This is a genomic window from Leptospira perdikensis, from assembly GCF_004769575.1.
In the GTDB taxonomy this organism is placed as follows: domain Bacteria; phylum Spirochaetota; class Leptospiria; order Leptospirales; family Leptospiraceae; genus Leptospira_A; species Leptospira_A perdikensis.
Genome location: NZ_RQGA01000002.1, coordinates 64,787 through 78,058 on the forward strand (window position 1 = coordinate 64,787; position 13,272 = coordinate 78,058).

General features: G+C 40.1%; 10 protein-coding genes. 6 read left to right on the forward strand and 4 right to left on the reverse strand.

Annotation, left to right across the window (positions count from 1 at the left end):
• Positions 1-84: 84 nt before the first annotated feature.
• Together EHQ49_RS01190 and EHQ49_RS01195 are read left to right on the forward strand one after the other, a co-directional pair.
• Positions 85-795: a hypothetical protein gene (locus EHQ49_RS01190; RefSeq protein WP_135575554.1), complete on the forward strand. Its 711-nt coding sequence runs from the start codon at positions 85-87 to the stop codon at positions 793-795.
• A 74-nt stretch (positions 796-869) separates the two neighbouring features.
• Positions 870-2,156 carry an alanine racemase gene (locus EHQ49_RS01195; protein ID WP_135575556.1) on the forward strand — a complete coding sequence of 429 codons (1,287 nt, stop codon included), beginning with the start codon at positions 870-872 and terminating at the stop codon, positions 2,154-2,156.
• A gap of 37 nt (positions 2,157-2,193) precedes the next feature.
• Here EHQ49_RS01195 and EHQ49_RS01200 read toward each other — a convergent pair whose 3' ends face one another.
• Both EHQ49_RS01200 and EHQ49_RS01205 read right to left on the reverse strand, forming a co-directional pair.
• A complete protein-coding gene (locus EHQ49_RS01200) occupies positions 2,194-3,222 on the reverse strand; it encodes an extracellular catalytic domain type 1 short-chain-length polyhydroxyalkanoate depolymerase (RefSeq protein ID WP_135575558.1) in 1,029 nt (342 codons plus the stop codon).
• A 21-nt stretch (positions 3,223-3,243) separates the two neighbouring features.
• Positions 3,244-4,224, reverse strand: a complete 981-nt coding sequence (locus tag EHQ49_RS01205; RefSeq protein ID WP_135575560.1) for an LLM class flavin-dependent oxidoreductase — start codon at positions 4,222-4,224, stop codon at positions 3,244-3,246.
• 231 nt (positions 4,225-4,455) lie between these two features.
• Between EHQ49_RS01205 and EHQ49_RS01210 the strand changes: the two genes are divergently transcribed.
• Together EHQ49_RS01210 and EHQ49_RS01215 are read left to right on the forward strand one after the other, a co-directional pair.
• Positions 4,456-5,229: a helix-turn-helix domain-containing protein gene (locus EHQ49_RS01210; protein WP_135575562.1), complete on the forward strand. Its 774-nt coding sequence runs from the start codon at positions 4,456-4,458 to the stop codon at positions 5,227-5,229.
• Positions 5,230-5,283: 54 nt separating this feature from the next.
• Positions 5,284-6,120, forward strand: coding sequence for an SDR family oxidoreductase (locus tag EHQ49_RS01215; protein WP_135575564.1), 837 nt, complete (start codon positions 5,284-5,286; stop codon positions 6,118-6,120).
• A 164-nt stretch (positions 6,121-6,284) separates the two neighbouring features.
• Here EHQ49_RS01215 and EHQ49_RS01220 read toward each other — a convergent pair whose 3' ends face one another.
• A complete protein-coding gene (locus EHQ49_RS01220) occupies positions 6,285-8,384 on the reverse strand; it encodes a cellulase family glycosylhydrolase (protein WP_135575566.1) in 2,100 nt (699 codons plus the stop codon).
• A 423-nt stretch (positions 8,385-8,807) separates the two neighbouring features.
• On the opposite strand from EHQ49_RS01220, the gene EHQ49_RS01225 reads away from it, so the two are divergent.
• Both EHQ49_RS01225 and EHQ49_RS01230 read left to right on the forward strand, forming a co-directional pair.
• On the forward strand, positions 8,808-10,961 hold the full coding sequence (locus EHQ49_RS01225) for a neutral/alkaline ceramidase (protein WP_135575568.1): 2,154 nt from the start codon (positions 8,808-8,810) through the stop codon (positions 10,959-10,961).
• 93 nt (positions 10,962-11,054) lie between these two features.
• A complete protein-coding gene (locus tag EHQ49_RS01230) occupies positions 11,055-11,714 on the forward strand; it encodes a TetR/AcrR family transcriptional regulator (RefSeq protein WP_135575570.1) in 660 nt (219 codons plus the stop codon).
• 7 nt (positions 11,715-11,721) lie between these two features.
• On the opposite strand, the gene EHQ49_RS01235 is transcribed toward EHQ49_RS01230, so the two are convergent.
• Positions 11,722-13,206 (reverse strand): hypothetical protein, encoded by a 1,485-nt coding sequence (locus tag EHQ49_RS01235; RefSeq protein WP_135575572.1) that lies wholly within the window; start codon positions 13,204-13,206, stop codon positions 11,722-11,724.
• Positions 13,207-13,272 lie beyond the last annotated feature (66 nt).

Below are 13,272 nucleotides of genomic sequence, written 5' to 3' on the forward strand. Positions count from 1 at the left end.
ATAACGACAACAAGTTTTTCTATTTACAACTCTTCCGGTAATGTTTTGATTGCCAAATCATTCTATAGGTATAAAGGATCCCTTATGAAATTTAACAAGATACTCCCATTGATGATTTTGATATTCATCGCAGTTGGATGTAAGTCTATTCCTACACAAAATCCCGCAGCAAAAGACAGCTCCGTTTTGGCTGTTGAAGTAAGGGTAAAACAATTTCTCGGCAGTAAATCTGCATCGCGCGTTCATGTCGTACGTGTTGATAAAAAAGTAAATCCTGGTCAAACCCTAATCTCCAAAACTCCGGTCATTGCTTCCAATTGGGCTGATCGTGGTATAACTTACTACCTAAACGTAGAACCAGGTGAATACGTGGTTGTGGCTTTCGAATATGAAGTAGAACAACAAGCTCAACAAACTTCTTCAACTACTTCTGGTAACGTTACTGTAACAACATCATCCGGTGGTGGAAAAACTATATTTACTGTAATCACAAACAAAGAAACTGCAGAAAAATCTAAAACTAAAGTAGCTGCAGGTCAGTTGGCTTATATGGGAAGTTTTCTTGTCGACACAAACAAAGAATTTGCACAAGCAGATGAAAACCAAAAACATTATGCGAACATTTTAAAACCTGGAATGTTGGAGAAAACTGGATTGTTTGGAAATTTCTTTGCTGTAGATTTACTTGGAACTTTGGTATCTCATACAAAAGACGAAGAAACGTTGAAAGAATTTAAAGAAGATTCTAAAAAATCTTTTACTGAGACTCCTTGGAGTTATCTCACAGAAAAATAACTTGATTCTAAGTTTGTTTGGTAAATTATTTTTACCAAACAAACCATAATCTCATCGTTTCCACCTGGTATTTTATGTTCAAAATCCGTTCCTTTCGTATCTTTCTTTTTCTACTAATTGGATTTGTTTTTGTTTTGTTCTTACGGCCGAAGGATGAAGGTTTTGCTTATCAGGATTACTTTTCTAATCTAAACCAAGAACTGAAAACAAATGGTTTTGGAAAACCGGTTGTCATTTTGGATTTGGATCGGTTGGATGAAAATTTATCGACCCTTTCTAAAAACATCCCACCTCCGTTACATTATAGAATAGTGGTGAAGTCCCTTCCATCACTAGATATTCTTCGTTATATTACAAAAGCTACAAAAACCAATCGTCTTATGGTTTTCCATTCTGGCGATTTGGTAATGTTACTCGGTGAACCCGAGTTTTCTACTTTTGATATTCTTCTTGGTAAACCCATGCCCCTTCGTGCATTGGAAGATATATATAAAAAAACAAAGGTGGATCGTTTTCAAAAGATCCATTGGTTGGTAGATACAGAAACAAGACTGAACCAATACTTGGAATTTGGAAAATCGAAAAATATAAAATTACATGTTGTCTTAGAAATTGATGTAGGGCTCCATCGCGGTGGATTTTTAAATCCAGAAGAAACGAAAAAAACGCTTTCTCTGATTCAGGCAAATCAAGCCAATTTAGAGTTCGATGGGTTTATGGGTTATGAACCTCATGTAACTTCTGTTCCTAATCTTTTTGGTGAAAAAAATGATGCGATCGAAAGAGAAATCCAATTATCTTTGTCCAGGTATGAAGGATTTGTAACCTCGGGTAAAGAATACTTTCCTTCATTATTTGGTAAGGAACTTCTTTTAAATGGTGGCGGTAGCAAAACTTATCGTTTTTATCAGAAGAACAATCATGTTGTGAATGATGTTTCTGTAGGATCGGCCCTTGTAATGCCTACGGATTTTGATGTGAGTACACTCACGGAACACAAACCAGCTTTTTTCATTGCTGCCCCTGTTCTAAAAAGATTAGAAGGAACAACCATTCCATTTTTAGAATCTTTATCGTCTTTGTTTGCATTATGGAATCCTAACTTACAAGTTACTTATTTTACTTATGGTGGTGCTTATCTTGCAAAAAAAGAATCCCCAAAAGGTCTTTTTGATAACAGCCTTTATGGTGCGAGTACAAACCAAGGGATTTTGAATGGGAGTCGTGCCACAAATTTACAACCTGATGATTATGTTTTTTATCGCCCCACACAAAGTGAAAAGGTAATGGCAGAGATGGGCGAAGTAGTCCTTTTTAGAAAAGGAAAACTTGTAGGAACTTGGAAGTGTTTTATCAATTAGTATATCTAAAATAAGACATACTAAAAGTGTTTTGTTATCATTTCTCAGTAAAAAAGTCCCACATCATATCATTGGCTATGATGGCTTTCGAAGGAGTAGCACCTCCAAAGAAAAACGAAGGTTTTTTACCACCTGGCCAGGAATGGCCTCCTGATTCTGTGACACAAAGTTTTACTTTCACACCATTCTTACATTCGTTATATTCATCACAAGTGACTTCTGGTTCGTCTAATACACGTTTGGGTGTTTGATTACAGCCATTAAACTTGATCCATTGGGTGATGGTTTTGGGGACAGAAACAAAGTCTGTCACAAGCGATCTATCTCGGAAACTTTTACCAGCACCTCCATAGAACAATACTTTATCATCATCTTTGGCGTGGATATGTAATACGGAAATTGGTTTTGTTGGATGACAGGTTATGGTGTTATCGGTTCCGGCAACGGTTGCGATAGCAGTGAATTGGTCTGTCATTTCGCAAGCAAGACGATAACTCATCATCGCACCATTAGACATACCAGTTGCGTATACTTTGGATTTGTCGATTTGCAGTTGTTTTGTGGCAAAATTTAATATTTCTTTCACAAATCCAACATCGTCTATTTTTTTGTCTCGAGCATCTGCACAACAGTTGCCTGCATTCCATGTAGCAATTTTCCCGGATTTGAACTTACTATAACCATTCGGAAAAATGGTGATATGGCCATTTTCTTCGGATTTAGAAATTTGGTGGTAATACTCTTCATTGGATTGGATGTCCATATCACCTCCACCTCCGTGAAATACAAAAAGAAGGGGAGTCGGTTTGTTTAGAGAATAGGATTTGGGAACATGGACTTTATAATAACGGGGAATGTCCGCATGAGTGAAGGTAAATGTATAATCACCTGGTGTTTCGATTTTTTTAGTTAGGTCAGAAGAGGCAATGGGCGCTGGTTTTTCTTCCATTCTTTTTTCGAACCGTTCCTTGATTTTTGTGCGTAACCAACCTCGAGAACAGAACTCCGTCGAAAAAAATAACAAAACTAAGGGCAAAATAAAGAGGATTTGAGATTTGTATTTCATACTTATCCTTAAGTAGGTCGTTTAGATCTCAATGCCAGCTAAAATTTCTAAGGAACGAATTTTGGCATCTGTATCGTAAACAGAAGTCACCGTCATCAGTTCATCCGCCTTAGTTTCTTCTAATATTTTAGTGAGTCCTAATTTTACCGTTTCTCTAGAACCAACAACAGAATAGGATAACATTTGTGAGGCGATTTGTTTTTCTTCTGGACTCCAATAAGTTTCGATATCTTCGATTGGTGGTGGGAATGTACCTCGTCGGTTCCGAAGGATGCGGGTGAAGGATTGTTGGGAGCTGGTAAATAAAAATTTTGCTTCCTTGTCAGTGTCTGCCGCAATCACATTGACACCCACCATTACATAAGGTTGATCCAAATACTTGGATGGCCTAAATTGTTTTCTGTAAATGGAGATAGCTTCCATCAAAGCTGCCGGTGCAAAATGAGATGCAAAAGCGTAAGGTAAACCAAGTAGAGCAGCCAATTGTGCTCCGAATAAACTCGATCCTAAAATCCAAACAGGTACGTTGGTTCCCATTCCAGGGATTGCATGAACTGGTAATTGATTTTGGTCGTCTTCAAAATAGGAAAGTAATTCTTTGACATCCTCTGGAAAATGTTGTGAGCTCATCGGATCTCGACGTAATGCTCGTAAGGTGAGTTGGTCGGTTCCCGGTGCCCTACCAAGTCCCAAGTCAATTCTTCCTGGATACAAACTTTCTAAGGTTCCAAATTGTTCTGCGATAACAAGGGGAGAATGGTTGGGTAACATGATTCCACCTGCACCAATCCGAATTTTCTTGGTATGCCCTGCCAAATGACCAATCACTACGGAGGTGGCTGCACTGGCGATAGCAGGGAAGTTATGATGTTCTGCTACCCAAATGCGATGATAACCTAAGTCCTCTGCAACCTTTGCAACTCGCACAGAGTTGGAAAGAGCCATGTTGGGATTGTTTCCTTCGTTGATAAAAACAAGATCAAGAATTGATAGTTGCACCATTAAGAACACATTCCCTTTTTCGCCTCTTCAGTGTAAATGGGGAAAAAATTAAAATTGCGATTTAAATTTTAAAAATTACATACATCTGTTATATTGGTCTTGAACTTCTGTCCATTTCATTTATAAAAAACACAACCAAAGATACAAAATCATAGTCTAAGGACTCTGATGAAGCGGAATCAATTTTAGAGTAGCGCCGATGAAGTGGAATCGTCAGAATCGAAATCTGATATGAAAGTATCCCAACCGAATCTAAACTCGAAGGAAAAAACTCTCATACAATCGGTATATGTATTTGAGTCAGACTCAAAAGAAGAATACAACCTCCCTTTTTATGCAGATGGATTTCCAGGGATTGTATTTTTCCATTCAGAAAACCCTGTCACTGTTTTTGTAGGTTCTGAATCCAAAGTGATGGATCCTGTTTTTGTTTACGGACAAACTATTGAACCCATTCGTATTCAGATCGAAGGTCCATTTTTCTTTGTTATGGTACAACTTTTTCCTGCCGTTGTAGAAGAAACCTTAGGAATCCCTATACTCGAACTTACCAATTCTTGTTGGACCATTTCTCCTGCGGAATGGGTAAATGAACCTAACTTTCAGTCGGCGATTGACCGTTTTTCTCCGACTTTGGCATCATCTGCTTTGGTCGAATACATTATACAAAAAGGAGAGAGGTTTCGACCAGATCCTGTTTTACATGCTTGTATGGAAGAGATTTTAGATCTTAAGGGAATTTGTGAAGTCGGAAAGTTATCCAAAAAACATGGTCTGTCGGAAAGAACTTTGCAGAGAAGGTTTCAGAATTATGTGGGACTTACCCCGAAACAATTTTCAACCATCATTCGGTTTCAGGCAAGCTTACTTGAGTTAAATGGTGATCAAAATTCAAAATTAACTGATATTGCCTATGCGAGTGGGTATTCTGATCAGTCCCATTTCATTCGCCAATTCAAATCCTTTACCAAACAAAAACCTTTTCGGTTCCGAGAAAAAATTTAAGTTCTGTCGGGTTTGTCCAATTTTTAAAATGCAGGTTCCTGTATCCTTATGGTTATGAAACCATTAACATTTATCATTGGGTCCAGTGGAAAAACTGGATCAAGAATCCTATCCAAACTTAAAGCAGCAGGTTATCCTGTTCGATTGGGATCAAGAAAAGAAACACCGGCCTTTGACTGGGAAAAACCAGAGGATTGGGAAACCGTCATCCAGGGGGTCGATTTAGTTTATATCAGCTTCCAGCCAGATTTAGCAGTTCCTTCTTCGCTAAGTGCGATCCAAACATTGGTGAGAGTTTGTAAAAAACATCAAGTGAAACGGCTGGTTTTGTTATCGGGTAGGGGGGAACCGGAAGCAGAGACTTGCGAACAAGTTGTACAAAATTCAGGGTTGGAGTGGACTATCCTTCGTTCGAGTTGGTTCTTGCAAAATTTTAGCGAAGGAATGTTCCTGAACCAAATCTTAGGAGGAAGGGTTTTGTTACCTAGGTTAACAGTTAAGGAACCATTTGTGGATTTGGATGATCTTGCCGATCTAGCTTTTGAATCACTGGTGACAGACAAACATCGTAACAAGGTGTATGAATTGACAGGCCCTGAACTTTTGAGTTTTCAGGATGTTATTTTAAAGATAGCGGAAACAACAAACCAATCCATTCCTATCGAAGAACTTCCATTAGATGATTATATCACAACCTTAAAGGGTTTTGGTCTTCCTGAAGATGTACTTTGGCTCATTGATTATTTATTTCGTACAGTTCTTGATGGACGAAACGAATCGGTAGTGAATGATTTGGAATTGGCACTTGGCAGAAAACCAAAAGACTTTGGCACTTATGTGAAAGAAACAGCCAAATCAGGAATTTGGAAAATTACTCAATCTAGCATCTGATTTGCCTTTGGAACCATCGTTTCCGAGAAAATCTTCAGAATTTTAGCAAATTAGTTCGCTTGGTTGGTGTAAAGATCTCACTAGGAAAAATGAATCCTAGTGAGATCAAATTAGAACTTTGCGATTGAGTCAGGTTTTAGTTTATTCTTTAAAACATTCTCTAATTACTGTTCGGTGGGGTATCCACTATAAGTCATTTTCCCTGTTAGATAAATGGGACTTTTTTGTTCCAATAGAATCCTAGTGTTGAGTTTGGATTGGATCTCTTGTAAAGTCTGCGTTGAATAGGATGTTCCTCCTCCATCCACAACCAAAACATAATGGTATGAAGAATTTGGATTTTCCTCTACATCCAAATCATCCCAGATATGTAAAATATTTCCGGAACCGGTCTCTCGATTACGATCCGGAATGATGATGGCTTCATTTGCCTCTTGGGTTGGTGTTATCGGAATGCTTTGGTTATAAATTCTTTTTTCGGAAATTAAAATTGCTTTTGTGGAATCAAAATGAGAAGGAAGATATACTTCTGTGGGCGCATCAGAAAACCTTCCTTTCCAAATGACCAGTTGGAATTTTTTATCCGTAAAATATTTGGTTTCTGTATTTCCTGGTTTGATGGCCGTCCAAGTGAAAACTTTATTCCAAGTATCTGAGCCAACTGCATTGTAATGGCTACTCATCACCCGGCCTTGGGCCTTTCGAAAATAACCTCGTCCGATCACACGTTGGTCTAAATTAAAACTTGTTCCATAATTTCCAATCACAGAAAAGTCTTCTTCATTCCAAGCATCCTTTGTTGTGATAAGTTTAGAAGGATTTCCATTCATATACTCAGCATGGTTGTTATAATAATAATCCCAATGCCATTGTGTTCCCGAAACAATTGGATTGTAAAAATCGGCAAACCTTGATTTCGAAGTTTGGTTTCCATCTGATACTTCCATGGCTTGGTAAACGGCATTGATCATTCTCGGTGTATCCTTTGCCCCAGTTCCTTTTAACCACATACCAAATTCACTGAGGAAAACAGGGATTTTTAAAAACCTAGATTCCTTTCTGATTTCATCTAAGTATTTAAAATAAGTAGCATTGTCGATTCCTGTGAGATCGGTTCCCATACGGCCGGCATCATAAAAGTGAGAGTTAAAAACAAAACCAGGGCCAGGTGGGGATAATAAATGTCCTCCTCCGGTAGCTGGTGCAATCGCCGAACCTATGTTTGTGTTCCAGAACACAAGTGGTTCTGCAAATACCCATTTAGTTTCCCATCCATTTTGATTTAAAATGATTCGTATTTTTTGGTACATAGGCCAAAGTTTTTGATTGTCCCATTGTGCAGGTGTCAATCCTTCCATTCCCCCATCCACAGGTTCGTTGAATGGATCAAGGCCGAGTACATAAGAAAATTCTTCTGCACTTAATTTTTCTCGAAGGTAAGCTGTTGTTTTTTCGATTTGCCAAAGGAATTCGGTTTGCATATTCCTCGTTCCTTGCGTTGTCGAAAGAGGAGAATTGTTCCAAAAGTTACGAAACCCTCTTCTTACCGCTTCGTTGGTTAAATTGTTTTGGCTCCAACTGGCACAAATGATTCCGCAGTATTCAGCAGGATAACTTCCTCCTTTTGTGATCCAAGCCGGCGCACCATTTCCTGTATGCCATGAGTTTTTGTTAAAGAGATGGCGAGAAAATAAATCTTGGTGGTAATCTAAAAGTATGTACATTCGTTTGGCGGTAGCTTTTTTCATTTGAGCGATGACCGCGTCTAAATATTGATAATCAATTGTATCAACGACAGGATGGACTCCTTCCCAGGCGATCGTAAAACGGATGATATTGGATCCAGTTGTTTTGCCAAGTCTTGAAAAAGCAATCTCTGCATCTGAGTCATTTGCAAAAGGTTTAAATCCATGTTGAGATAGTTTCATATTTCCCGAGATATTAAACCCTCGGAAACTGACTTCACGTCCGAGCCCATCCACAAAGATTTGGTCTGTGAATTGGTTGTTTGTTTTTTCTGAAATCAAAATCGCTCTTTCATTTTGTGAAGTGGAATAATCCAAACTATGAAGGGAATTTGTTACCGAGATAGATCGTGTCGGAAGATTGGTTCCTGCTCTATCTGTTTCTATATTGGCACTTCCTGGTAAAAGTAGGGCGAGGGTTTCCGACGTTACCTCTTTTGTAGGAGCGCAGGCAAAGGTAGACAATAAGACAGTACTCGCAGCCCAGAAAACGGATTGGGTTTTCCATTTTGATTTCATAGATCCTCTCTTTCCAATCCTTAGGGAATGGAACTCTGCCCACTTGCATCATACTAGCCGACATTTGTCGATTAAAAAATTGCCATCAAATTTCCATAAATATGCTGTCCTATATTTTGGATCGCAAAAATCCTAAGAAGCTCCCGCTAAGGTTTTCGATTTTACGGTAAGTTTTCCCTTCTATCGAAAGTCGAAAGGGAAACTTTCACCCCTTTTTGCCCTTTATTTACGGTATTCTCTCGCCCTTTGTAGCAAATTTCTGAACGGTGGTCTATAAAAACCGACAAATGTCGATTATTTTTGTTGCCATATTTTTAACATCATTTAGACTCAGGAACCGAGTTTGGCCTGAATTCAGTCCTTGAGACCCAGGGAAAGATGCGAAAACGATTTCATTTAGAAATTTAGATTCGGAGAGAGTATATGAATTCCAAAATTGATTCCCAAGTGCGCTTGGGTTTAACGATTGTTTGTTGTTTTTTCGTTTTGACCTGTTCTGACGAAAAATCGTCCCCATCCCCTATCCTTGGGCTTGTGAGCTCGGCTACGTCTGAGGCCACAAATTCGGACTCAGTCGGTGCCTCCGGAGTGAGTCGTGCGGTAGCACCTTCTCTTGGTTCGTCGCCGTATCTTGTGGGTGCCGGGATTTATGATATCACTGGACCTGCTGCCGAAGTAGGGATGATGGGGTTTGCCGAGTCAGCGCAAAAAACGGAAGGGATTTATATGCGCCTTTGGTCGAGAGCCTATATCATTGGAGACGCATCGAAACGAGTGGTTTTTGTCAGTGCTGACTTAGGAATGATTTTCCAATCCATCAAACAAGCAGTGAGTAAAAAAATTGCTCTGGATACAGAACTATCACCTTACTACAATCAGGCGAATATTCTTCTTTCTGCAACACATACACATAGTGGCCCTGGTGGATACTCTCATTATTTTTTATACAACGCCACAACATCAGGATTTATCAAAGAAAACTTTGATGTGATTGTCGATGGAATTTATCGTTCCATTAAAATCGCACATCAAAACTTAGTTCCAGGAAATGTTTATATCAACCAAGGGAATTTAACGGATGCGAGTAAAAACCGTTCAGCTGTAGCTTATGATAAAAACCCGGCGGCAGAAAGAAGTTATTATTCTTCAAACGTGGATCAAACGATGACTCTTTTGAAACTAGTTGCGGCCGATGGGCGAGAACTAGGACTTGTGAACTGGTTTGCAGTCCACCCTACAAACGTAGGTCCGACAAACAAACTCATCGGTGGTGATAACAAGGGTCTTGCTTCGTATCTTTTTGAAAAAACAAAAGGAACTAATTATTCAGCAAACCAAACCTTTGTGGCTGCTTTTGCGCAAACAAATTCAGGAGATGTCACTCCTAACCTTTGGGGCCCAGCGGATGGTGTGAATGATTATGCGAGACAAAACATCATTGCAGAAAAACAATTAAACCGAGCCCAGTCTCTTTATTCTTCTGCCACAACTCAACTTTCTGGTTCTGTTGACTTTCGCCACACCTTTGTTAACTTTTCAAATCTGTATGTAAGTAGTGTCGGAACCACAACCTGCCAAGCCGGTATGGGAGCATCTTTTTCTGCTGGAAGTGTGGAGGACAATGCAGTCTCAGTGGATTTTTTTGATGAAGGAACTACGGTTGATTCATTGGATTGGAATACCAATTCAGCAGATGCGTTTAAGTCTAGTTTCCTTGGTGGGGCACTCGGTGTTCTTTGGCCTGCCTCTACAAGTGAAGCTTACAAACTTTGCCACGCCGAAAAACCAGTCCTCATTCCGACAGGGGTTGCTAGCTTCGACGGGAATCCTTGGACACCTCCAGTGATTCCTATGCAGATTATCAAAATTGGTAACTTAGCGATTCTTGCCATTCCGGCAGAAGTGTCTACTATGGCAGGACGAAGACTTCGTTCTCTAGTGAAAAATGTTTTGGAAAATGAATATACGGTGGTTGCCGCACTTTCCAATTCCTATACTTCTTATTTGACCACAAGAGAAGAATACTCTTCCCAACAGTATGAGGGTGCCTCCACACAGTTTGGTCCCAATACTCTTTTGGGGTACGAACAAGAATTTGGAAAACTAGCAAGTGCTTTGCGAAATGGAAGTGCCTCTCCTGCAGGCCCAACACCAGCGGACCTAACCAATAACCAAGCTACCTTTCAAACAGGAGTGGTTTTTGATGATGTCCCTCTTTTTAAAAGTTTTGGAAACGTACAAACCCAACCTTCCGCTTCCTATAGCAGTGGTGCCACAGTCAGTGCTGTGTTCTGGGGCGCTCATCCAAAAAACAATATGCTCATCGGAAGTAGTTTTGTGGATGTAGAAAAACAAAATGGATCCACTTGGACTGTGGTCGCAAGGGATTATGATCCATCCACTACTTACAGGTGGCAAAGAGATGGAGTGGCGAATTCCAAAATCACGGTTACCTGGAAAACAAGTTCTTTCCCATCTGGGACTTACCGCCTCCGCCACCGTGGCCACTGGAAGAGTGGTTGGACGGGTGCCATCAGTGCCTACCAAGGAGTCACAAACAATTTCACTGTGCAGTAATATCTGAACAATCACTCACCTGGCCCGTAAAAAGGTCAGGTATTTTCTTTGCAACGGGATTGACTAGGTATCATTTCCTAGGAGGCTCGTACTATGGATAAATTGGTCGACGCATCCTTATCCCCTGACCTCGCTTCTAGGCCTTTTAAGTTTACGAGCAAACAAGGGCGAAATAGACGCACTCAATTACTAACAATTGCTCTGGAATTCCTCCGGGAAAAATCTCCCGAAGAGATTAGTTTTGCCGACATCTGCAAAGAGGCAAAAATCCCAAGGCCTTCCGCCTACCATTTTTTTCCCAATGTCGAAGCCATCTTTCATGGAATCCGATTATTACACTCAGAAAGCCTAATTGAAAAATCACTTTTATTGAGAAGAGAAACCTTTGTTAGTTGGGAGTTATACATCGAACGGTCCATTGATGTGGCAGTGGAAGTGACGAACAAAGAAATTGCTTTTCCACGTTTGATTTATGGATACCGAATGAGTAATCCCGAAATGCGACAAGTAGGACAAGAGTTAGATGCAAAACTGGCAAACCTTGCAAAACTGGGACTGATGGACCGGTTTGAATTGCCAGAGTTGGAACATACGGACCAAATCTTTGGAGTTGCCTTTTCCATTGCAGATTCTTTGTTAAAACATTCTTACAGAACTTATGGAGATTTCACTCCTTGGATGGTGGGGGAAGCTAAAAAAGCAACGATCTCTTATTTAAAGAATTATCTACCGGAAGTCTGCAAACCTAAGTAGAAAACTGTCAGTAATTTCCTGAATAGGTGGAACCATTCACTGTTCCACCATTCACAGTTCCTATATTGTTAATGATTGTCGTACCTTCATCGAAGTATAGAGCTGTCGGGCAATCCGTAAGACGGTTTCCATTGAAAATGAAAGGATTGGTCCCTCCTTGTTCATACACACAATACCGGTTGGTTCCACCAGAAGTAAAAAGTATATTGTTTTGGTAAATGCCAAAGTTCCCTGAACCGCTTGGAAAATAAAGTGCTCTACTCGTAATCCCAGCTCCTCCATCCATACTATTGTTCGTCACTGTTGGGTTTGATGGAGGGCTTGTATTTAAGGCATAGGAAATCGACCCCGTTCCACCCAAAAGAGTATTCCCTATGATGGATGGAGTATTTGTTTGCGGAGCATTGTAGATTGCATGTGCAGAAGCTGCAGGTGCGTCACCCCCATGGATGGTATTAGAAACAATACTCGGAGAGGAATTGTTTTCAATATAAATTCCGAAAGTAGAAGCTACCGCAGAAGTCCCCCCTAAAATGACGTTGTTTGTAATCAACGATGAAGAGGCCGAAACATATATGGCTGCGGATATAGCATTACTCACAACACCACCTTCGAATCGGTTGTTTGTGATTGTCGGAGAGCTTGATAAACAATTGAATGCAATGGATGCATTCGGCGCATTGGGGTTCGATGCCCCTCGAACTGTAAATCCATCCACAACAGTAGAGGATGTGATTCCTGCACCGGCATTGATTGTTATGGTATCGGTGTTTGCCGTTGCCGTATCAACAATTCTTGCGATGTATAAATTGGAATTACGATTTAAAAAATCAGAACTAAATCCGCCATAAACGGAAACATTATTTGTCATATTGACTTGAGTTCCGAGTCCACTGTCCACTAGATAGTTTCCTTCTGAGACCAAAATGGCTGCGGGTGGTGTAGCTCCTACTATGGCAGAGGGAATGGTGAGTTTGGCAGTTCCTGGTGTGGTTCCTGAATTTCCATTATTTCCAGAGGGACTGACATAGTATAAATTTGTATTAGCAGCAAGGACAGTGTAAGTTCCTGTAACGGTTGTCATACGAAAACCAGATGCATCCGTTCCGTCCAACTGGAAAGTATTTGTTCCCACGGGGATGGAACCGGAAAGAACTACAGTGTCATTGGCCGCGAAAGTATCTGACCATGTTTGGTCGAGTGGAGTTCCGAGAATTGCAGAGAGAGAGGTCGGATTCATACTTCGATTGAATACTACGCGGATTTTTGTGTTGGTGAGAATGACAAATCCGACGGACGGAGTGATGGTAGGGGAAGGGCCTCCATACAAAGCGAGGAGGATACCAAGTTGGAAAAGATTGTCATTTTTTTTATTAAGGTCTAAATCCAAAAGTTCCCGAACGATAGGATTTAATAAACAGTGGAATTGGAAAAAAATAAGTAAAAAAATAAAACTTAGGTTCGTTTTAGGAAATTTTCTATATTTTCGCATAACAGATCTAAAGTTAATTAGGAGATCTGTTTTTGACAATAAAGCAATAAATTTCCTTAGTTTTTT

Bases quoted from the DNA above. Each gene is read 5' to 3' on its own strand.
- EHQ49_RS01195 (WP_135575556.1), top strand. From the start codon at position 870: ATGTTCAAAATCCGTTCCTTTCGTATCTTTCTTTTTCTACTAATTGGA.
- EHQ49_RS01210 (WP_135575562.1), top strand. From the start codon at position 4,456: ATGAAAGTATCCCAACCGAATCTAAACTCGAAGGAAAAAACTCTCATA.
- EHQ49_RS01205 (WP_135575560.1), bottom strand. From the start codon at position 4,224: ATGGTGCAACTATCAATTCTTGATCTTGTTTTTATCAACGAAGGAAAC.
- EHQ49_RS01220 (WP_135575566.1), bottom strand. From the start codon at position 8,384: ATGAAATCAAAATGGAAAACCCAATCCGTTTTCTGGGCTGCGAGTACT.
- EHQ49_RS01190 (WP_135575554.1), top strand. From the start codon at position 85: ATGAAATTTAACAAGATACTCCCATTGATGATTTTGATATTCATCGCA.
- EHQ49_RS01235 (WP_135575572.1), bottom strand. From the start codon at position 13,206: ATGCGAAAATATAGAAAATTTCCTAAAACGAACCTAAGTTTTATTTTT.
- EHQ49_RS01225 (WP_135575568.1), top strand. From the start codon at position 8,808: ATGAATTCCAAAATTGATTCCCAAGTGCGCTTGGGTTTAACGATTGTT.
- EHQ49_RS01230 (WP_135575570.1), top strand. From the start codon at position 11,055: ATGGATAAATTGGTCGACGCATCCTTATCCCCTGACCTCGCTTCTAGG.
- EHQ49_RS01215 (WP_135575564.1), top strand. From the start codon at position 5,284: ATGAAACCATTAACATTTATCATTGGGTCCAGTGGAAAAACTGGATCA.
- EHQ49_RS01200 (WP_135575558.1), bottom strand. From the start codon at position 3,222: ATGAAATACAAATCTCAAATCCTCTTTATTTTGCCCTTAGTTTTGTTA.